Origin of the sequence: Cellulomonas sp. Leaf334 (assembly GCF_001424195.1) — a bacterium.
GTDB lineage: Bacteria > Actinomycetota > Actinomycetes > Actinomycetales > Cellulomonadaceae > Cellulomonas.
In genome coordinates, this window is record NZ_LMOO01000012.1 from 1 (window position 1) to 19,510 (window position 19,510).

19 protein-coding genes, 3 tRNA genes and 2 pseudogenes are annotated in these 19,510 nt (G+C 71.4%); 12 read left to right on the forward strand and 12 right to left on the reverse strand.

The window, feature by feature from the left end:
* From ASF78_RS22570 to bcp, 6 genes and pseudogenes are all read right to left on the reverse strand, one after another.
* Positions 1-213 (reverse strand): annotated as a pseudogene (locus tag ASF78_RS22570) (RICIN domain-containing protein); the annotation flags it as partial.
* A gap of 71 nt (positions 214-284) precedes the next feature.
* The gene (locus ASF78_RS21670) at positions 285-1,772 is read right to left on the reverse strand and encodes an endo-1,4-beta-xylanase (protein ID WP_056594742.1); all 1,488 of its coding nucleotides are present in this window, start codon (positions 1,770-1,772) and stop codon (positions 285-287) included.
* Between the two features lie 89 nt (positions 1,773-1,861).
* The coding region (locus ASF78_RS21675; RefSeq protein WP_235518763.1) for a family 43 glycosylhydrolase at positions 1,862-3,547 on the reverse strand (1,686 nt) is incomplete at its 5' end.
* A gap of 1 nt (position 3,548) precedes the next feature.
* Positions 3,549-4,006: pseudogene (locus ASF78_RS23205) on the reverse strand (RICIN domain-containing protein); the annotation flags it as partial.
* A gap of 499 nt (positions 4,007-4,505) precedes the next feature.
* Positions 4,506-4,588 (reverse strand) — tRNA-Leu (locus tag ASF78_RS21680).
* Between the two features lie 22 nt (positions 4,589-4,610).
* Complete coding sequence (gene bcp, locus ASF78_RS21685; protein WP_056594745.1) at positions 4,611-5,078, reverse strand: thioredoxin-dependent thiol peroxidase; 468 nt, start codon at positions 5,076-5,078, stop codon at positions 4,611-4,613.
* Between the two features lie 87 nt (positions 5,079-5,165).
* Here bcp and ASF78_RS21690 point away from each other — a divergent pair, with 87 nt between their 5' ends.
* The 4 genes from ASF78_RS21690 to ASF78_RS21705 all read left to right on the forward strand — a co-directional run bounded on the left by ASF78_RS21690 (position 5,166) and on the right by ASF78_RS21705 (position 7,609).
* A complete protein-coding gene (locus ASF78_RS21690; RefSeq protein WP_056594788.1) occupies positions 5,166-5,462 on the forward strand; it encodes a co-chaperone GroES in 297 nt (98 codons plus the stop codon).
* Between the two features lie 113 nt (positions 5,463-5,575).
* Positions 5,576-5,779 carry a hypothetical protein gene (locus ASF78_RS21695; RefSeq protein WP_056594748.1) on the forward strand — a complete coding sequence of 68 codons (204 nt, stop codon included), beginning with the start codon at positions 5,576-5,578 and terminating at the stop codon, positions 5,777-5,779.
* Positions 5,780-5,845: 66 nt separating this feature from the next.
* A tRNA-Lys gene (locus tag ASF78_RS21700) sits at positions 5,846-5,921 on the forward strand.
* A 197-nt stretch (positions 5,922-6,118) separates the two neighbouring features.
* The gene (locus tag ASF78_RS21705; protein WP_056594791.1) at positions 6,119-7,609 is read left to right on the forward strand and encodes an NAD(P)/FAD-dependent oxidoreductase; all 1,491 of its coding nucleotides are present in this window, start codon (positions 6,119-6,121) and stop codon (positions 7,607-7,609) included.
* Between the two features lie 49 nt (positions 7,610-7,658).
* Here the strand turns inward: ASF78_RS21705 and ASF78_RS21710 are convergent, their stop codons facing one another.
* From ASF78_RS21710 to ASF78_RS21720, 3 genes are all read right to left on the reverse strand, one after another.
* Positions 7,659-8,666: a glycine betaine ABC transporter substrate-binding protein gene (locus ASF78_RS21710; protein ID WP_056594751.1), complete on the reverse strand. Its 1,008-nt coding sequence runs from the start codon at positions 8,664-8,666 to the stop codon at positions 7,659-7,661.
* Between the two features lie 67 nt (positions 8,667-8,733).
* Entirely contained in the window at positions 8,734-9,510 is a 777-nt protein-coding gene (locus ASF78_RS21715) for an ABC transporter permease (protein ID WP_056594753.1), read from the reverse strand.
* 1 nt (position 9,511) lies between these two features.
* The gene (locus tag ASF78_RS21720) at positions 9,512-10,186 is read right to left on the reverse strand and encodes an ABC transporter permease (protein ID WP_056594756.1); all 675 of its coding nucleotides are present in this window, start codon (positions 10,184-10,186) and stop codon (positions 9,512-9,514) included.
* A 75-nt stretch (positions 10,187-10,261) separates the two neighbouring features.
* On the opposite strand from ASF78_RS21720, the gene ASF78_RS21725 reads away from it, so the two are divergent.
* The 3 genes from ASF78_RS21725 to ASF78_RS21735 all read left to right on the forward strand — a co-directional run bounded on the left by ASF78_RS21725 (position 10,262) and on the right by ASF78_RS21735 (position 12,409).
* The gene (locus ASF78_RS21725; protein ID WP_056594759.1) at positions 10,262-11,311 is read left to right on the forward strand and encodes an ABC transporter ATP-binding protein; all 1,050 of its coding nucleotides are present in this window, start codon (positions 10,262-10,264) and stop codon (positions 11,309-11,311) included.
* Positions 11,308-12,231 (forward strand): RimK family alpha-L-glutamate ligase, encoded by a 924-nt coding sequence (locus ASF78_RS21730; protein WP_056594761.1) that lies wholly within the window; start codon positions 11,308-11,310, stop codon positions 12,229-12,231. Before ASF78_RS21725 ends, ASF78_RS21730 begins: the two co-directional genes overlap by 4 nt.
* A 102-nt stretch (positions 12,232-12,333) precedes the next feature.
* Positions 12,334-12,409 (forward strand) — tRNA-His (locus tag ASF78_RS21735).
* 51 nt (positions 12,410-12,460) lie between these two features.
* Here ASF78_RS21735 and orn read toward each other — a convergent pair.
* Entirely contained in the window at positions 12,461-13,129 is a 669-nt protein-coding gene (gene orn, locus ASF78_RS21740) for an oligoribonuclease (protein WP_056594763.1), read from the reverse strand.
* A gap of 71 nt (positions 13,130-13,200) precedes the next feature.
* Between orn and ASF78_RS21745 the strand changes: the two genes are divergently transcribed.
* The gene (locus ASF78_RS21745; RefSeq protein WP_056594766.1) at positions 13,201-13,923 is read left to right on the forward strand and encodes a phosphatase PAP2 family protein; all 723 of its coding nucleotides are present in this window, start codon (positions 13,201-13,203) and stop codon (positions 13,921-13,923) included.
* Here the strand turns inward: ASF78_RS21745 and ASF78_RS21750 are convergent.
* Positions 13,912-14,223 carry a hypothetical protein gene (locus ASF78_RS21750; RefSeq protein WP_156374285.1) on the reverse strand — a complete coding sequence of 104 codons (312 nt, stop codon included), beginning with the start codon at positions 14,221-14,223 and terminating at the stop codon, positions 13,912-13,914. The two genes, ASF78_RS21745 and ASF78_RS21750, sit on opposite strands and share 12 nt — an antisense overlap.
* A 63-nt stretch (positions 14,224-14,286) precedes the next feature.
* Positions 14,287-14,478, reverse strand: coding sequence for a hypothetical protein (locus ASF78_RS21755; RefSeq protein ID WP_156374286.1), 192 nt, complete (start codon positions 14,476-14,478; stop codon positions 14,287-14,289).
* A gap of 211 nt (positions 14,479-14,689) precedes the next feature.
* Here ASF78_RS21755 and ASF78_RS21760 point away from each other — a divergent pair, with 211 nt between their 5' ends.
* From ASF78_RS21760 to ASF78_RS21775, 4 genes are all read left to right on the forward strand, one after another.
* Positions 14,690-15,982, forward strand: a complete 1,293-nt coding sequence (locus ASF78_RS21760) for an APC family permease (RefSeq protein ID WP_056594776.1) — start codon at positions 14,690-14,692, stop codon at positions 15,980-15,982.
* Positions 15,983-16,145: 163 nt separating this feature from the next.
* Positions 16,146-16,826 carry a hypothetical protein gene (locus ASF78_RS21765; protein WP_056594779.1) on the forward strand — a complete coding sequence of 227 codons (681 nt, stop codon included), beginning with the start codon at positions 16,146-16,148 and terminating at the stop codon, positions 16,824-16,826.
* On the forward strand, positions 16,823-18,070 hold the full coding sequence (locus tag ASF78_RS21770) for an IPT/TIG domain-containing protein (protein WP_056594781.1): 1,248 nt from the start codon (positions 16,823-16,825) through the stop codon (positions 18,068-18,070). The genes ASF78_RS21765 and ASF78_RS21770 overlap by 4 nt, the downstream gene beginning before the upstream one ends.
* 343 nt (positions 18,071-18,413) lie before the next feature.
* The gene (locus ASF78_RS21775) at positions 18,414-18,938 is read left to right on the forward strand and encodes a DUF6318 family protein (protein ID WP_255354849.1); all 525 of its coding nucleotides are present in this window, start codon (positions 18,414-18,416) and stop codon (positions 18,936-18,938) included.
* Positions 18,939-19,510 lie beyond the last annotated feature (572 nt).

Consider the following 19,510-nt stretch of genomic DNA (forward strand, 5'->3'; position numbering starts at 1 on the left):
GGTGATGCGGGCGCCGTCGGCGGTGGACAGGTTGTAGACGTCGAGGGCCTTGCCGCTGGTGCGGTTGACCAGCACGTACGACGCGGTCGTGTCGATCGATGCGGCGGTCGCGGTCGGCGCTGCGACCACGGCGATCACACCGGTGACCGCGACCGTCATCGCCAGCAGCAACGCCTGGAGGCGCCGTCTGGCGTGGTGTTGCGTCCTGCTCATGTGTCCCACTCCTTCGGGGGTCGTGGGGGTGGGGCGCCCGGTCGGCGCCCCACCCCTGCTACGGGCGTCGGTCAGCCGACGCGGACGAGCTGCCACTGCTGGTTGGCACCGTTCCAGCTGCTGTACTGCACGATGTTGGCGCCGTCAGCGGTCGAGGCGCCCTGCACCTCCAGGGCCTTGCCGCTGTGCCGGCTGATCAAGGTGGCGTACCCGTTCGAGATCGTGGCCCGCCACTGCTGGTTGGCCCCGCTGTTGTCGGTCCACTGCACGATCGCGCCGCCGTCGGCGGTCGACTTCCCGGACACGTCCAGGTTCTTGCCGGAGAGCCTGGACCGGATCTCGTAGTACCCGTCGCCGGAGCTGGTGAACTGCCACTGCTGCTGGTTGCCGTTGTTGCGGGTCCACTGCGTGATCCGGGCACCGTCGTTGGTGGCCAGGTTGTACACGTCGAGCGCCTTGCCGCTGTTCCGGTTGACCAGCACGTACCAGGCGCCCGTGTCGATCGACGAGGAGCCGCCGTCGCCGCCACCGCCGTTGCCCGCGTTGAGGGCGTTCAGGACGGAGGTGTAGGCGGCCTTCTTGTTGCCCGAGGAGTCGAACAGCAACGGGTTGGCGCCGGTGCGCCACGAGTCGGAGTCGCGCACGCCCCACACGGTGATGCCGGTGCAGCGCGACACCGCCAGGCAGGCGTTGGTCACGGCGGCGTACATGTTCGCCTGGTTGCCGCCCTGCTGGATGTCGAGCTCGGTGATCTGGACGTCCACGCCGAGGTCGGCGAACCGCTGCAGGTTGGCCTGGAAGTCGCCGGGCATGCCGGTGCCCAGGTGCGCCTGGAAGCCGACGCAGTCGATCGGCACGCCGCGGGACTTGAAGTCGCGGACCATGTTGTAGACGCCCGTGGACTTCGCGTTGATGCCGTCGGTGTTGTAGTCGTTGTAGCAGAGCTTGGCGTTCGGGTCGGCGGCGCGGGCTGCGCGGAAGGCGGCCTCGATCCAGTCGTTGCCGGTGCGCTGCAGGCTCGAGTCGCGACGGCTGCCGCGCCCGTCGTCGGCGAAGGCCTCGTTGACCACGTCCCAGGAGTGGATCTTGCCGCGGTAGTACGTGGCGACCTTGGTCACGTGGTTGATCGCGGCGTTGCGCAGGGAGCTGCCGGACAGGTTCTGGGCCCAGCCGGGCATCTGCGCGTGCCACAGGAGCGCGTGGCCGCGGACCTGCTTGCCGTTGTTGCGGGCCCAGTTCACGATCTGGTCGCCGCGGCTGTAGCTGAACGAGTTCTGGTTCGGCTCGGTGGCGTCCCACTTCATCTCGTTCTCGGCCGTGATCATGTTGAACTCACGGTTCGCGATCCCGATGTACGTCGAGTCGCTCATCCTCCCGGCCGCGATCGCCGTGCCGTAGTACCGGCCCTTCTCCGCCGCCGAGGCACCGAGCGTCGACGCCGCCTGGGCCGGGTTCGCCAGTGCGACCGCCATCGTCAGCACCAGCCCGGTGGTGGCGGCGAGCGCCGCTGCTTGTCGCCTCCACCCGTGGTGGTGCCGCTGTTCGTGAGTCGTGCGCATGATGTCTCGCTCTCTGTGGGGACGGCACGCGGGCATGCGGACCGTCGAAAGGTGATCGAGGCGATCGCCCCGGTCGGATCGACCAGGTCTCAGGGGGTGGTCAGGTCGAAGCTGCGGACCGTCACGGCGCCGCCGAGTGCCTGCGTGGCGTAGTTGAAGATCCCGAACCGGTAGCCCATGAAGAACTCCCACTGGTTGTTCAGCGTGAACGCGGGTCCGAGGGGGACGAACGTGGTGCCGTCGGTGCTGTAGGAGAACGTCGCCGTCCGGCCCGAGCCAGGACGGATGTCGGCCGTCGCCCGCAACCAGATCCGCCCGCCGGACACGTTCGCCGAGGCACGTTCGACCCCGGTCCCGGTGGTCGCCCACGAGCTGTTCATGCTGAGCCCGTCGGTCATCACCACCCGGGTGCTCCCGTTGGTCTTGACCACCCCGACCCAGGCCGACGACTGCCGGAGCATCGCGAGACCCGACCGGTCGCCGTTGGCCATCGCCGAGTAGTCGAGCTCGACCGTCGCCGTCGACGTCGGCCCCTGGATGCGGTGCGTCAGGGTGTTCCGTGCGTTGTACAGGTCGTTCGTGACCGTGGCGGTCTGCAGCCGCAGGCCGTTGCTCACACTGAACCGGCTGGTGTCCGGGTTGTGGTTCCACTCCCACCGGTGGCCCAGCGTGGGACCCGCGAACGTGTCCCTGCCGATCATCGAGGCGACGGTCTTGGTCGTCGTGATGGTGGGCCGGTTGTACGTCGTGCCCCAGCGGCCGTTCACCGTCTGCAGGGTCGGCCAGCCGTCGGCTGTCCAGCTGATCGGTGCCAGCGTGGGCATCCGTCCACCCGGGTAGGCGTCGGTGAAGGCCATGTACCACCAGTCACCGGCCTGCGTCTGGACGATCCCGCCCTGGTGCGGCACCCCGCCGCCGGAGATCGGTCCGGGCAGGTCGAGCAGCACCTGCCGCATCTCGTACGGGCCGAACGGGGAGCTGGACCGCAGGACGTACTGACCGTTCGCGGGCTTGGTCAGCCAGATGTAGTAGTAGCCGTTGCGCTTGTAGAACCGGGCGCCCTCGAGGGTGCCGCCGACGCTCGACGGCACCTGGAACACCTGCTGCGCGCGCACCTGCGCGGTGCCGTCGGCGTTGAGCTGCGCGACGCTGATCGTGCCGTTGCCGTACGCGACGTACATGGTGTCGTTGTCGTCGACCAGGAGGCCGGCGTCGTAGTAGCACTGGTTGAGCCGCGCCTTCTTGGTCCACGTCCCGTCGACGGCCGACGCGGTGTACACGTACGTGCGGTTGAACTCCGTGCACCCGTACCAGTAGTAGGTGCTGTTGCTCTTGCGGTACCCCAGCGTCGACGCCCAGATGCCCTTGACGTACTTGCGGCCGCCGTTGAGGTCGTAGCCGTTGTCGTCGAAGTCGAGGCGCGGCACGGAGTGGCCTGCGTACTCCCAGTTGACCAGGTCGTACGAGCGCAGGATCGGCGCACCGGGCGAGTAGTGCATGGTCGACGCCGAGTAGTAGTACGCGTCGCCGACGCGGATGATGTCGCCGTCGGCGAAGTCCTGCCAGACGACCGGGTTGGTGAACGTCCCGGTCGGCGGCGGTGTGGTCGGGGTGGTGCCGCCGAGGCGGACGAGCTGCCACTGCTGGTTGGAGCCGTTCCAGTCGGCGTACTGGACGATGTTGCCGCCGTCGGCGGTGGAGGCGCCCTGGACCTCGAAGGACAACGGCTTCGGCCGCGGTCTGCCCCCGGCGGCCGACAACGAGGCGAAGTGGTCNGGCAGGGCGCACCCGCCGGTCGGCGGGGGTGTCGTCGGGTTGGTGGTGCCGCCGAGGCGGACGAGCTGCCACTGCTGGTTGGAGCCGTTCCAGTCGGCGTACTGGACGATGTTGCCGCCGTCGGCGGTGGAGGCGCCCTGGACCTCGACGGCCTTGCCGCTGTGGCGGGCGATGAGCTGGATGTAGCCGTCGATGTCCTGGATGGAGAACTGCTGGTTGGTGGAGTTGGCGTCGGACCACTGGATGATGGCGGCTCCGTCGGCGGTGGAGCGGCTGGTGACGTCGAGGACCTTGCCGGACAGGCGTGACTTGAGGCGGTAGTAGCCGTTGCCGGAGTCGACGAACTGCCACTGCTGCTGGGCGCCGTCGTTGCGGGACCACTGGGTGATGCGGGCGCCGTCGGCGGTGGACAGGTTGTAGACGTCGAGGGCCTTGCCGCTGGTGCGGTTGACCAGCACGTACGACGCGGTCGTGTCGATCGANGGTGATGCGGGCGCCGTCGGCGGTGGACAGGTTGTAGACGTCGAGGGCCTTGCCGCTGGTGCGGTTGACCAGCACGTACGACGCGGTCGTGTCGATCGACGCGGCGGTCGCCGTCGGCGCTGCGACCACCATGGCGAGCAGCAGGCCCAGGAATGCCAGTGCAGCGGCGGACTTCTTCATCGTTCGCTCCTTCGAGTCGAGTCGCGTCCCGCGAGCAGCGCCTCCGTCGGCTCGCTCCCGTGACGTGTCGTCGTCGACGCGTCGAGGAAACCGTGGATGTTAGCGCTCACATCCTGGTAGCGACCGAACTCCGGACTGGGGGTTCGCCGGAAAAGTAGCGGGATCTACACCGGTGTACAACGCTTTCCCGGCACCCGGAACGTTTAGGCCTGCACATGCAGAAGCTCCCGGCAGGATCACGTCCTGCCGGGAGCTGTCCGGACCGCGGGGTCTGGTCGTCCCACGACCAGCGCGTGCGGGAGACGGGATTTGAACCCGCACGCCCTTTCGAGCACCAGGACCTAAACCTGGCGTGGCTGCCGTTTCACCACTCCCGCGCAGCGGAAGTTTCCCACAGGCTCACGCGACCTTGAGGTCCCGACGCAGCTTGGCGACGTGCCCGGTGGCCTTGACGTTGTACTGCGCGACCTCGACCCGACCCTCGGCGTCGACGACGACCGTCGAGCGGATCACCCCCGTCACGGTCCTGCCGTAGTTGAGCTTCTCGCCCCAGGCGCCCCACGCCTCGAGCACCGCGTGCTCCGGGTCGGAGCCCAGCGGGAAGGTCAGGTGCTCCTGCTCGACGAACGCTGCGAGCTTGTCGACCGTGTCCGGGGAGACACCGACCACGGCGAACCCGGCACCCTGCAACGATGCGAGGGAGTCGCGGAAGTCGCACGCCTGCGTGGTGCAGCCCGGGGTCATCGCGGCCGGGTAGAAGTACACGATCACCCGGCGTCCGCGCAGGTCGGACAGCGTGACGCTGCCGCCGTCGGCGGTCGGCAGGGTGAAGTCGGGGGCGAGGTCGCCGACGGCGAGACGGGGCACGGGATCTCCTGGGACGAGGTGGTCGGGGATGCGGTCAGCCTATGTCGCACGGGTACCGTCGGACGCGTGAGCGACCTCCCGATCCGCATGCTGAACGACCGTCTGCTCGTCTCGCTCGACGGCGAGCCGGGGGAGCGGCGCTCGTCCGCGGGCATCGTCATCCCGGCGACGGCCGTCGTCGGGAGACGACTCGCGTGGGGTGCAGTCGTGGCAGCCGGCCAGCACGTCCGGCAGGTCGAGGTGGGCGACCGCGTCCTGTTCGACCCGGAGGACCGCGCCGAGGTCGAGCTCGCCGGGGCGACGTACGTCCTCCTGCGCGAGAAGGACGTGCACGCCGTCGCCGAGCCCCGCGGGACGGGCGAGGGAACCGGTCTGTACCTCTGATCGTTCCTCCACGCGACGGCCGCACCTGGTCGGCGTAGCGCCTTGCACCGCGTGGGACGTGGTGGTGGCATTGAGCACGTGGGGACCCCCGTCCCCCGAGGAGAACGATCACGATGACCGAGCACGACACCACCCCCGTGGTCCCCGAAGACACGCAGCCCGTCCGGGACCTGCTCGCGGAGCACGTCCCGCTGGCTCTGATCGTCGACCTCGCGACCCCCGAGGCGACGTCCGCCGAGATCCTCGAGGCCGAGGGCCTTCCCGACGAGGCATGGTGGGAGAAGGACCAGAAGTCCTCCGACCCCGGGCACGCGTGACGGACGTCACGGCAGCCCGTTTCGATTGGCAGATCGGGCGCCCGGCCTGCTAGCGTTCTCAACCGCGCGCCATTAGCTCAATTGGCAGAGCAGCTGACTCTTAATCAGCGGGTTCGGGGTTCGAGTCCCTGATGGCGCACCATCCTGAGGCCGTCTCCCACCGTGGTGGGCGACGGCCTCGGTCGTTCCCGGGACGAGCCGAGGGAGTCCGCCGCCGCGCTCCTCCGACCTCGAACGCGCGATCGTCCCACCGCCCTGCGGAGGTCGGTTCCGTGGGCGAGCATGGGCCGAGACCGCGGCGCCGCTGGGCCGCGGCACGACGGACGGATGGAGCCGGTGATGGCGGAGCAGGGTCGTGAGTTCGACGTCGTGGTGATCGGCGGCGGTGCGGTGGGGGAGAACGTCGCGGACCGGGCCGGGCGGACCGGTTTGAGCGTCGCGCTCGTCGAGGACGCGCTGGTCGGGGGTGAGTGCTCGTACTGGGCGTGCATGCCGTCGAAGGCGCTCCTGCGGCCGGGTGCGGCGCTCGCTGCTGCCCGTGGTGTCCCGGGTGCCGCCGCGGCAGTCACGGGTGACGTGGACGTGGCAGCCGCCTTCGCCCGTCGGGATGCGGTGACCCACCAGTGGGACGACAGCTCGCAGGTCGACTGGGTGGAGAGCACGGGGATCACGCTGCTGCGGGGGCACGCGCGTCTCACCGGCGAGCGTTCCCTGACGGTCGACGGTCCGGAGGGTCCGGTGCAGGTGACCGCGCGGCACGCGGTCGTCGTCGCGACCGGCTCCGCGGCCGTCGTCCCGCGCATCGACGGTCTCGCGGAGCTACCGCCGTGGACGAGCCGTGAGGCGACCTCGGCGCAGCAGGTTCCCGCGCGGCTCGCCGTCCTCGGGGGCGGTGTCGTCGGTGTGGAGATGGCCACGGCGTTCGCGGACTTCGGCAGCGCCGTGACCCTCCTCGTGCGTGGGGACCGGCTCCTGGCCAACGCCGAGCCGTTCGCCGGGGAGGCCGTCGCGGCGGCGCTGACAGACCTCGGCGTGACGGTGCTGTTCGACACCGAGGCGCAGTCGGTGCGCCGCGAGGTGGACGGCGTCCACCTGTCCACGGGCGCCGGTGCGGACGTCGTCGTCGACGAGGTGCTCGTCGCCACCGGTCGCCGGCCGCGCACCGCGGACCTGGGGCTGGAGACGCTCGGGCTCGAGCCCGGGAAGGCGCTGACCGTCGACGACGCCCTCCAGGTCACGGGCGCCGACGGGGGCTGGCTGTTCGCGGTCGGCGACGTGTCCGGCCGGACGGCCACCACCCACCAGGGCAAGTACGACGCGCGCGTCGTCGGCGACGTCATCGCGGCCCGCTTCGACCCGCGGTCCTCCGCGTCCGACTCCCCGGAGGGAGCGACCGCGGGGGACCGCTCCTTGAGCGCCGACGACGAGCGCGCGGCGGCACCGTGGAGCCGCTACCGGGCGACCGCGGACGTCGCCGCCGTGCCGCAGGTCGTGTTCACCCGGCCGGAGGTCGCGTACGTCGGGCTGAGCGAGGAAGCGGCCCGGGGACAGGGCCTCGACGTGCGGGTGATCGGGTACGACCTCGAGAACGTCGCGGGCGCCACGGTCTTCGCGGAGGACTACGCGGGTCGCGCGCAGATCGTGATCGACGACGCGCGCGGTGTGATCGTCGGCGCGACGTTCGTCGGGCCCGAGGTGGCGGAGATGCTGCACGCGGCGACGATCGCCGTCGTCGGGGAGGTCCCGCTCGACCGGCTCTGGCACGCGGTGCCGTCGTACCCGACGGTCAGCGAGGTGTGGCTCCGGCTGCTGGAGACCGCGGGATTCTGAGCGCGACGACGGGGCGGACCCGAACAGGTCCGCCCCGTCGTCGTCACCGTCAGCTGTCGGCGGCGAGGGACCCGTCGCTCGACAGCACCAGGCCGATGGCCGCCTCACCCTGGCGCACGGCCTGGCCGATCAGGCCGAAGTCGTAGGACTGGAAGTCGGCGAACTCGATCCCGTACGTCTCCTCGAGACCGGGCTGGCAAGACGGCCGTTCGGGGCATTCGGCAGGACCTGCCAGGACCAGCCCACCGCACGCGGCGGCAAGGTCGCTGAGCGTGGTCAGGTCATGCTCCGTCGCGAACTCGCTCGTCACGGCGAACGCGTTCTGGTCCTGCGCCGCGGACGCTGCCCCCAAGGTCAGGCCGGCGGCCTCCGCGAGCGGGGTCAGTGCGGCCACCGTCTCGTCGACGTCGGCGGACGCAACCGACTCCGCGTCGGCACCGTTCTGCTGCGCGTTGAGGACGTCGGAGAGGGTCGCCGCGTACTCCGGGACCGCGGTGAGCGTGCCGTCCGCGAGCGGCGGGAGGTACGTCTCGCGGTTGCCGATGGTCCGCACCTCGACCGTGAAGCCGCCGGTACGCAGCACGGCTGCGTAGATCTCTGCGAGCGTGGCGCTCTCGGAGAAGTTCGCCGCACCGATGACGAGCGGTGCACCCGCACCGACCGCGCCGTCCTCGGCTGCCAGCCCCTCGGTGGAGACGAACTCCTCCGCCACCTCGCTCGACGTGCGCCGGTCGATGTCGACGGCCTTGTTGAGCTGGATCAGCTTCTCCGTGTCGAGCGCGGCGGACACCGAGTCCAGCAGCTCGATCACGGCCGGGTTCGCGTCCGCGGCCGCCTTGTTGACCGCGGGGATGATGTTGTCGGCGTTCTGCAGCCCCTTGTCGTCCTCCAGGACGACGAGCTTCTCGCCCGCGATCGGGTCGCAGGTGGCCAGGCCGGACGTGCCGGACGAGGTCGGGTCGGCCTCGCCTCCGCCCGAGCCGGGGCTGCCACAGGCGCCGAGCGCCAGCGTGGCGATGGCGACCAGGGTCAGGGTGGTGGAGCGTCTCGCTCGCATCGTGCTCTCCTCGTGGAGTCGGCAGGGAGTGTTCCCGGGTGACGACAGCAGCCGCCGCCGGGGGAGGTCAGGCCGAAGAACCCGACCTATTCGATCCGTTTGTCGGAGCCTCGGCAAGCGCTGGGGACGTGATCTGCGCCCGTCGTGCGCGCCGCGACGGCGTGTCAGAGGTGTCCCGTGCGAGCGCACGCAGACCGCGCGGAGTCAGGACATGCTGGGCGACCGCGAGCAGCCCTTCGGAGACGAGGCACAGACCGGCGACGAGGATGCCCCCCGCCAGGACCTGCCCGTAGTCGCGCGTCCCGAAGCCGGTGACGACGATCGTGCCGAGGCTGCGACCTCCGACGAGTGCGGCGAGCGGGACGGTCGCGAGCACCTGCACCGAGGCGGTGCGGATGCCGGCGGCGATCAACGGGACCGCGAGCGGCACTTCCACCGACCACAGCCTGCGCCGGCCCGACATCCCCACGCCGCGTGCCGCGTCGCGCACGTCGGCGTCGACCTCGCCCAGGCCCGTCACGGTGTTGGTGAGCAGCGGCGGCACCGCGAACACCGCGCACGCGAGAACCGTCGCGGTGTTGCCGAACAGGCCGCTCGCCGCGAGCAGGGTGAGCAGCGCGAGCGTCGGCAGGGCACGCGTCGTGTTGGCGACGACGACGCCGGCCGTGGCACCGCGACGCCGGTGCCCGAGCCACAGACCCGTCGGCAGCGCGACGACGGCGGCGAGCAGGACGGCCAGGAACGACACGACGATGTGGTCGCGCGTCAGGGCGATGACACCGTTGCGGCCCGTCCAGTTGAGCGGGTCGTTCAGCCAGAGAAACGCTTCCTGGAGGACGTCCACGTCACACCGGCCTCTCGACGCGCGCCCACGGGGTGATCCGTCGACCGACGCCCGCGAGGACCAGGTCGCACACCAGCGCGAGCAGGAGGCACAGCACCGTCGCCGTCATGATCTCCGCGTGGTAGTTGCTGCGGAAGCCACGGAACATCAGCTGGCCCAGCCCGCCGTAGCCCACCACGACGCCCACCGTGACCAGCGCCACGGTGGTCACGGTCGCGAGCCGGAGCCCCGCGACGATGCTGGGCAGCGCCTGCGGGAGCTCGACCGAGAGCAGCAGCCGGGCGCGGCCGTAGCCCATGCCGCGGGCGGCGTCCCGCACCGCCGGGTCGACGCCCTGCAGCCCCACCAGCACGTTCCGGGTCAGGACGAGCAGCGCGTAGGAGACCAGCCCGATGAGCACCGTGGTGCGTCCGATGCCCGTGTACGGGGCGAGGATCGCGAAGAGCGCGAGGGACGGCACCGTGTAGAGGACGCCCGCGACGCCGAGCACAGGGCCGGCCAGACGGGGCCGCAGGTGCGCGAGCGCGCCGAGCGGCACCGCGAGCACGAACGCGATGACGACGGCCTGGAACGTGAGCGACGCGTGCTGCTCCAGGGCGCGGACGATGTCCTGGGAGTTGCGCTCGACGTACTCCCACGAGAACCACGGGTTGGGTGGAGCCTCGGCCAGACGCATGGCGTGAAACGTACCCGCGGCCTCCGACAGGCGCAGGATCTGCGGCTGTCGGACGCAGCGACTAGCGTCCTGGAGGTGGCAGACGACCCGGCGATCGCCTTCGAGCACGTCAGCAAGTCCTACGCGTCCGGGCGCGGTGAGTCCGGTGCAGCGGTCGACGACCTGACCCTGCAGGTGGCCCCGCACGAGGTGCTCGTGCTCGTCGGCCCGTCGGGCTGCGGCAAGACGACCACCCTGCGGATGGCGAACCGTCTCGTCGAGCCCACGTCGGGACGCATCCTGCTCCAGGGGGAGGACGTCACGACGGTCGACCCCGTGGGTCTGCGCCGACGGATGGGGTACGTGATCCAGAACGTCGGGCTCTTCCCGCACCGCACGGTCGCCCAGAACGTCGCGACGGTCCCGGGCCTGGTCGGCTGGGACCGCAAGCGCACAGCCGACCGGGTCGAGGAGCTGCTCGACCTCGTCGGCCTGGCGCCGGACCGGTACGCCCGACGGTTCCCGCACGAGCTGTCCGGCGGCGAGCGCCAGCGCGTCGGGGTCGCCCGTGCGCTGGCGACGAACCCCCCGGTGCTGCTCATGGACGAGCCGTTCGGCGCGGTGGACCCGGTGGGGCGCCGCCGGCTGCAGACCGAGTTCGCGCGGATCCAGCGCACCCTCGGCATCACCGTGATGCTGGTCACGCACGACATCGACGAGGCGGTGCGCATGGCGGACCGCGTGGCGGTCCTCAGCCCGGGCGCCCGCATCGAGCAGCTCGCGTCGCCGCTCGACATCGTCGCCCGCCCGGCCACCCCCGCCGTCGCGGACCTGGTGGGCCGCGGCCGCACCGCTCGGCTGCTGGCGCTGGGGCGTCTGGAGCGCGCTGACCTGGACCCGGGCGTCGTCGGGACCACAGCCGGGACGGGTCGCGCCTCTCTCCAGGTCGGCGCCGAGCTGGGCGACGTCCTGTCCGCGCTCGTCGGAGCGGACGGGCCGGTGCCGGTCCACGACGACCAGGGCCGCGTCGTCGGCAGCGCCACACCGGCGACCGTGGTGCGCGCCCTCGACCGTCTGACGGAGCCGGAGGACGAGACGCACGCCACAACGGACGTCGACGCGCCCGTCGGTACGCTGCGACCGTGACCACGACGACGGCCCGACTCGCGTTCGCCACCTGTGCCGAGCTGCCCGAGCTCGACCCCGACGACCAGCTCCTGCGCGATGCGCTGCTCGAGCGCGGCATCGCCACCGACGCGGTCGTCTGGGACGACCCGACCATCGACTGGGGCACGTACGACCACGTCGTCATCCGCTCCACGTGGGACTACACGGACCGGCCGGCGCAGTTCGCCGACTGGACCCGTCGCGTCGAGCGGACCAGCACCCTGCTCAACCCCGCGTCGGTGGTGGGCTGGAACATCGACAAGACGTACCTGCGGGACCTGGAGACAGCCGGCCTGCCGATCGTGCCGACCATCTGGCTGGACCCCGAGCGCAACCACGACTCGCGCGCGATCCACACCCGCTTCCCCGCGTTCGGCGACTTCGTCATCAAGCCGACCGTGAGCGCCGGCGCGCGCGACACCGGGCGCTACGACGCCGGGGTCACGCAGCAGCGCTCCCTGGCGATCACGCACGCGAAGAACCTGCTGAGCGTGGGCCGTCGCGTCATGATCCAGCGCTACCTGCGCAAGGTCGACACGGTGGGGGAGACCGCGCTGGTCTTCGTCGAGGGCCAGTTCAGCCACTCCGTCAACAAGGGCGCGCTGCTCGACGGGCCCTTCCGGGAGCAGCAGGCGGACGCGCTGTACCGGCAGGAGATCATGACGGCGCGCGAGGCGAGCGGCGCCGAGCGCGAGCTGGGTGAGCGCGTCGTCGCGGCCCTGCCGACGCTCGCGCCGGGCGCCGACGGGCCCCTGCTCTACGCCCGCGTCGACCTGATCCCCGACGACGAGGACAATCCTGTCGTCCTCGAGGTCGAGCTCACCGAGCCGTCCCTGTTCCTCGCCCACGCGGAGGGGTCGGCGGCGCGCGTCGCCGACGCCATCGCCGCTCGGCTCTGAGCCTCGCGGACAGTGGCCCAGGCCACTGTCCGCCGGTTCCGGAAGTGGTCCCAGCCTCGGGTACACTTCTGGACGGCCCGACGTCCGCGTCGGGTGATCGTGGTGGCTATAGCTCAGGTGGTAGAGCACCTGGTTGTGGTCCAGGGGGTCGCGGGTTCAAGTCCCGTTAGCCACCCCATCGCGTCGGGCGTCGACCATCTGGTCGGCGCCCGTCGCCGTTCCCGGGGCCTTACGGCCGCAGCATCCCCTTGACCGACGTCGCGACGACCTCGGCAGCGATCTTCCTGGCTGCCGCCGAGTCGGGGCCGGGCTGGGCCGGCAGGAGCGCCGCGCGGTAGTAGCGCAGCTCGTCGATGCTCTCAAGGATGTCGGCCAGCGCGCGGTGACCGCCGTTCTTGCGCGGGGACGCGAAGTACACGCGCGGGTACCAGCGGCGGGCGAGCTCCTTGATCGACGACACGTCGATGACCCGGTAGTGCAGGTACGCGACGAGCTCGGCCATGTCCCGGTCGAGGAACGCCTTGTCGGTGCCCACCGAGTTGCCCGCCAGCGGGGCCTTGCCGGGGTCCGGCACCCACGCGCGGATGTACTCCAGGACCGTGGCCTGCGCGTCCTCGAGCGTGGTCCCGGTCGACAGCTGGTCCAGCAGGCCCGAGGTGGTGTGCATCGTGCGGACGAAGTCGTTCATCTGCTCGAGCGACTCCGCCGGCGGCTTGATGATGACGTCGACACCCTCGCCCAGCACGCGCAGCTCGGAGTCGGTCACCACGACGGCCACCTCGACCAGCGCGTCTGCGCCCAGGTCGAGCCCGGTCATCTCGCAGTCGATCCAGACGATGCGGTCGGCGCTCTCCTGGCCGGTCGAGGCGGCGGGCGGGGGCGTCGGCGTGCTGGTCACGCAGGTCAGCCTAGGGGGCGTCGTGGGTCGGTGCGGTCGTGGGGTCGTCGTGTCCCGGTTAGCGTCGGTGCATGTCGGACGAACCCGCCCTGGCGCCGCCGAGCGCGAGCCCCTTCGCGGCGCTGCGTGCGCACCCCGTGCTGTGGGCCGTCGTGCCAGGGCTCGTGTTGGTCGTCGCGGGGGTCGGCGTGTTCCTGTCCGTGCTCGACGGGGTGCAGGAGAAGGACGACCTGTGGGACCTGGACCAGCCGGTCCTCGACTGGCTCGTCGCGCACCGTACGGCCGCGTGGACCTCGGTGCTGGCGGCCATCACGTTCGTGACCGGGCCGACGGTCCTGCCGATCGTCGTCGGGGTCGCCTGCCTGGTCTGGGGGTTGGTGCGGCACGAGTGGTGGCGGCCCGTGCTCCTCGCGGGGGCCATGATCGCCTCGACCCTCGTCAGCCTGGCCGTGAAAGGGCTGGTGGGACGCGAACGGCCGCCCGAGGACACGATGTTCGTCGCCGGTGCCGAGACGACGGCGTCCTTCCCGTCCGGGCACACCATCGGGACGGCGACCTTCCTGCTCGTCGCCGGCTACCTCGTGTGCAGCAGGAACCCGTCGGTGGCACGGATCGTGGGGTGGGGCGTCGCGACGGTCGTCGGCACCACCCTCGTCGCGCTGAGCAGGCTCTACCTCGGCTACCACTTCCTCACCGACGTCGTTGCCGCCGTGGCGCTCGCGGTCGTCGTGCTGGGGGTCGTCAGCGTGGTCGACCGCCTGCACACCCTGCCGCGGTCGGACCTACCGGGGTGACTCGGGTCCCGGGACCGTCGACGCCAACCACGCGGCGACCGGGACGACCACCGCGACCGCACCGCCGATCCACAGGCTCGCGGTCCAGGACGTGCCCGCCCAGAGCAGGACACCGAGCGTGCACGCGCCCGCCACGAGGCCCAGACCGATCCGTCCGAGCCAGCGCGCGAGAAACCGCCCGGCACGCGTCCGGGCGGGCAGCTGAGCGGCGGGGTCCGGGGTGTTGTGCCGGCCCATCAGCGCCGCCCGCGGGTCCGGGGACGCGGGCGGGGGTGGCTCGGCATGGCGACATGGTGGCATGCATGACAGTGGGCGCGGACCAGATCCGTCAGGAGGATCGGTCCGCGCCCACCGGGGTGCGGATCATCGGGCGACGAGGACGCCGACGGGGTTCGTCGGGCGCACCTGGACGCGCCGCGGATCCGGAGGTCGACCGACGTTCGCGGTCGGCTGTCTGGCGTCGCGTGCGGTCTCGCGGACGCGCGCCTGGTGGGACTGAGCGAGGCGCTCGGCGTTCGCCTGGCGCGTGAGCTCGTAGGTCTGGGTCGGGTACACGGGGTTCTCCTCGGGCATGACGGTGCCCGGGCCGGAGCCCGGACGATCTGGGTGGTGTGGGAGTACTCGACCATGTCAGGGCGACCGCGGTCACCTGATTTTTCCGCCGCTTTCGACCGCTTTGTGCTGGCTGCACCCGCTGGCGGGATGTTGACGGACGTCGCCCGTCTGCCGCCTGGTTCGTGTGCGGCGCACGGGAGAGGCTGCACCGGTGACCGCTCCCGTCCTCGCCGCACCGGCCGCGAGCACCGACGCCCAGCCGCGCATCGGGCTGGCCCTCGGCACCGCCCTCTACGTGGCCTCCGTGCTCGGCACCGGCATCCTCCTGCTGCCCACCCTCGCCGCCCGGGCAGCCGGACCGGCCTCCCTCGTCGCCGTCGCCCTCGTCCTGCTCGCCTCCGTCCCGCTCGCCGCGGCGTTCGCCGCCCTCGCCACCCGGCACCCCGACTCCGGCGGCGTCGCGACGTACGTGCGGCTCGCCCTCGGGCCCACCACCGCACGGATGACCGGCTACTGGTTCTTCTTCGGCGTCTGCGTCGGGGCACCGGTCGTCGCCCTGCTCGGGGCGCAGTACGTCGTCGCGATGCTCGGCGGTGCGCAGTGGCACGTCTACCTCGTCGGCGCCGCGTTCCTCGTCCCGCCGCTCGTCACCAACGCCGTCGGGCTGCGGCTCGCCGGACCCGTCCAGCTCGCGCTCACCGGCGCGCTCGTCGCGCTCGTCGTCGGCGTCGTGGTGGTGTCCCTGCCCACCGCCGACCCCGCGAACCTCGAGCCGTTCGCGCCGCACGGCTGGGCCGGCGTCGGCGCAGCGGCGAGCCTGTACGTCTGGGCGTTCGCCGGGTGGGAGGCCGTCACGCACCTCGCCGGCGAGTTCCGGGACCCCCGACGGACCATCCCGCGCGCGACCGCGATCGCGCTCGTCGTCGTCGGCGTCGCCTACCTCGCCCTGCAGTACGTCACCGTGACCGTGCTCGGCGACGACGCCGCCTCGTCCGACGTCCCCCTGATGGACCTCGTCGACGTCGGCCTGCCCGGGATCGGCCGCGTCGCCGTGGCCGTCGTCGCCGCGATCGTCACGCTCGGCGTGCTCGGCACCTACGTCGGAGCGTTCGCCAAGCTCGGCGCATCGTTGGGTCGCGACGGTGACCTGCCGACCTGGGTCGCCCAGGGGGCGCAGCCGGGCGGTGTGCCGCGGCGGGCGCTGCTCGTCGTCGCCGCTCTCGTCACCGTGTACTTCGCGGCCGCCGTGGCCACCGGCGGCGAGCTCGAGCCGTTCGTGCTCGTGCACACCAGCTGCATGGTCGCCATCTACGCCGTGGGCATGGCCGCCGCCGTCCGCCTGCTCGACCGGGGGAGCGCCGGATGGTGGGCGGCCGCGGTCGCCTGCGTCCTGTCGCTCGGGCTCGCCGCGCTCGCGGGATGGCACCTCGTGGTGCCGCTCGGGCTCGCGGTCGTGGCCGTTCTCGTCGGCGCCTTGCGACGGTCCACCCCGCCCCGAAGGTGAACAACGCGCAGGACCGTTGACGTGCGGTCGGGCACCGGATCACTCTGGCTGTCTGGGTGAGTTCCAGGCACATGGTCCTGGGGGGCGGTTCCATGGCTGGATGGTCGGTTCGATGAGGACGCGGCGTGGATGCTGCGCGCGACGTGACGCCGGGGCATGAGCCGTGGCGACGCGCGGGCACCAGGTGCAGGCCGAGGCGCGGTGCGACCCCGGAGGCCGCGGGCGCGGGGTGTCCGCGTGGCGGGTCGTCGGCGGGCTGGCAGGCCTGGCACTCCTCGTGGCCGGGGTCCTGGTGGCACCGGACCTCGTCGACGTCGTGCCCGCCGTGGCGATCGCCGTCGGTGCGGCGCTCGTCGTCCTGTGCCTGCTCCCCTGGGTGAGCACCGTCGAGATCATCCCGCCGCTGCTCGCCAAGATCGCGCTCGACCCTGACCGTCCCCGTCGGCGGACGTTCGAGGTCGCCGAGACCTATCGGGCCCTCCTGCTCCCGAGTGCCGGCTTCCTGTGCTCCGACGAGGAGTCCGCCGCACGCGCCGTCGACGTCAGCATCGCGGAGGCGACGGCGTACTGGCGCGGGAATGACGACGGGGCGCTCCGCGTGTACCTGTTGTGCGTCCTCGTCCACCAGGCGCGGTTCGAGGCGGCGACCCACCCCCGCCCGCCCGCGGACACCCATCCAGCCAGGGTCCTGTCCCGACCGGAACGTGAAGCCCTCCTCCTCGCCGAGAGGCTGCGGCTCGACCACTCCGTCGCCGCGGCGGTGCTCGGTGTCACCGTCGACGACGTCCGCCTGAACCTCTCCCGTGCTCTCGCGGCCCTCGACCTCCAGGGGCAGACCCTGTGACCGCCGTCGACTGGGCACGCGTGGATGCAGCCGCTGCGGAGTCGATCGACCAGTCGGTCCTGTCGGATGCGCTCGAGCGAGGCACCCGGCGCGGTGCCGCGTCGGCGCGGAGCCGGCTCCTCGTCCGCCGCGTGGTCACCATCGCGGCCATCGTCGTGCTCACAGCCGCCGGGCTGGTCGTCCGCGGCCTCGTGCACGCCGATCCTCCTCTGGTCGTCGCAGGGATCGCGCCGACGAGCGGGTTCACGACCGGCGGCGAGGTCGTGACGATCACCGGGACCGGTCTCGCCCAGACCACCACCGTCCGGTTCGGTTCCGCGGACGCGCAGAGCATCCAGATCGACTCCGACACACAGCTCACGGTGACGACTCCACCGAGCGAGCCCGGAGCTGTCGAGGTGACGGTGATCGGGACGTCTGCGTCGGGGAGCCTCACGTTCACCTACGTCGAGCCCTCGGTCGACGTGCCCGCCCCCGTCGTCCTGGCGATCAGCCCGCCGAGCGGCCCCTCCGCGGGCGGCGACCGGGTCACCCTGTCGGGAACCGGGCTCGGCTCCGTCACGAGCGTGCGCTTCGGGACACGGGACGCACCGGACCTCCAGATCGACTCCGACACCCAGATCACCGTCACCACCCCCGCCGGTGAGCCAGGAGCCGTCGACGTGACCGTGACGTCATCAGCAGGGACCTCGACGGCTCCCCGCCCGTACACCTACGTCGCGCCCGCGCCCGTCGTGACGGAGGTCCGACCGCCCTCCGGTCCACGGGTGGGCGGCGAGGAGGTCTCCATCCGCGGCACCGGCCTCCTCGGGACGACCAGCGTCAGGTTCGGGACCGTCGAGGCGCTCGACTTCTCCGTCGTCTCGGCCTCGCAGATCACCGCGACCACTCCCGCCAGCGACGTGCCGCAGGTGCAGGTGACCGTGACCACCCCGGCAGGGACGGCCGCAGCGCCCTACACCTACACCGGCGACCCGCCGACGCTCACCTCGATCAAGCCGGAGGCAGAGTGCACGAACGACGACGGCGAGCCGCAGCAGGTCACGCTCAGCGGCGAGGGCCTCGCCGAGGTCACTGACGTCTGGTTCGGAGAAGCCCCCGCCACGCGCTTCGCGCCCCTGTCCGACACCGAGCTCGTCGCGACACCACCCGCATTCACCGGCGTCGTCACGGTGACCGTCCAGTCGCTGTTCGGGCGGTCGGTGGACGGCGTCACCTACGCGCGCGACTTCTGCGTGGAGTAGGCCGCACGCCTCGTACGTTTTCCGACGGAGGCCTGGGAGTCGACCCTGGCTGCGTACCTCGCGCCGGTGCCGCGCCCGGCGACGCCGCGTCGTCCGACCGGCTGCTGCTGTCCACAGATTCTGTCGACCTCAGTGCTGGTGTGTCCGGAATCGGTAGGTTCTCCCGCATGCGTGGACGGGGCAGCACGGCAGAAGCACGGTGGGCATGGCAGCGGCGGGTGATTCCGGCGGTGCTCGGGGNGGAATCGGTAGGTTCTCCCGCATGCGTGGACGGGGCAGCACGGCAGAAGCACGGTGGGCATGGCAGCGGCGGGTGATTCCGGCGGTGCTCGGGGTGGCATTGATGGCCGGGTGCACGGGCGGGGGTCCGGAGCCTGCGGAGTCGACGGCTCCTCCGGCCGTGGAGGTGACACCCACTCCCACTCCGACACCGGTGGTGAAGCCGGAGCCTCCCGCTGCGATGAGCGAGCCGACGACGGACGGGGCCATCGCGGCGGCGACGTACTTCCTATCGCTGACGGACTACGCATTCGAGTCCGGGGACATCGCGCCGCTGATGGCGATGTCTGCGACGGCTTGCTCGCATTGCGCGTACTTGGGCGAGCAGATTGACCTACAGGTCGACGGGAAGTACTCCACTGAGGCCGAGCCAATGGAGGTGCTCAGCTCACAGAGCACAGAGATTCGTCCGGACGAGTGGTTCTCCGCGTGGCTGCGTGTCGCGCAGGGGCCCGTCCGCGTTCTCGACCAGTCGGGTGCGGTTGTGGACGAAGGGGACGGTGGCGTCGTCGACTTCCTCTTCGCGATTAGCTGGGTGGGCGACGGATGGCGCGTTGAACAGGTCGATCTGACCGAGGTCACCGAGTGAGGGCATTGAGTGGGCTCGTCCTCCTCGGAGTGCTCGGCCTGTCGGCAGCTCCGACGCAAGCTGCGGCGCCCCCGCCACCAGCTCGGGAAAACGTCCAACAGGCGAAGGTCGAGGCGCGGGGGCCCGCCTATGAGTCCCTCAGTTGGTGGTCGCGGTGGCAGGCTGCGGGCGAGGTGCCCGGGGGGACAGGGCCCTCTGTCGTGCCGGGGACGGAGTGGGACACCAAGAACGTGATGGCGTGCCTGGAGGTCTCAGGTTTATGGGTGCCTGCAGCTGAGAGTGGTGCGTGCCCGAGCGGTGTCCCGCAAGCGGCTGCATTGGACTGTGCGGGGCAGGAGTGGGTGGAGCCTCGTTGGCGCCGATTTCGGGTGCCTCCTGCGACGGACTGGAGCGCCTGGGAAATGGCGGACTTCGGATCGTGTGGCAACGAAGTCTTACCTGTGCTGACGGCCGCGGATTTTCGGCGGTTGCCCTTGCCGGTGCCGGCGGTGCATATGCAGCCGGATACGGGTTGGGTGCTGGTGAACAAGGAGACGATCGCGTACACGGATCCGACGCCGGTGGTGCTGACG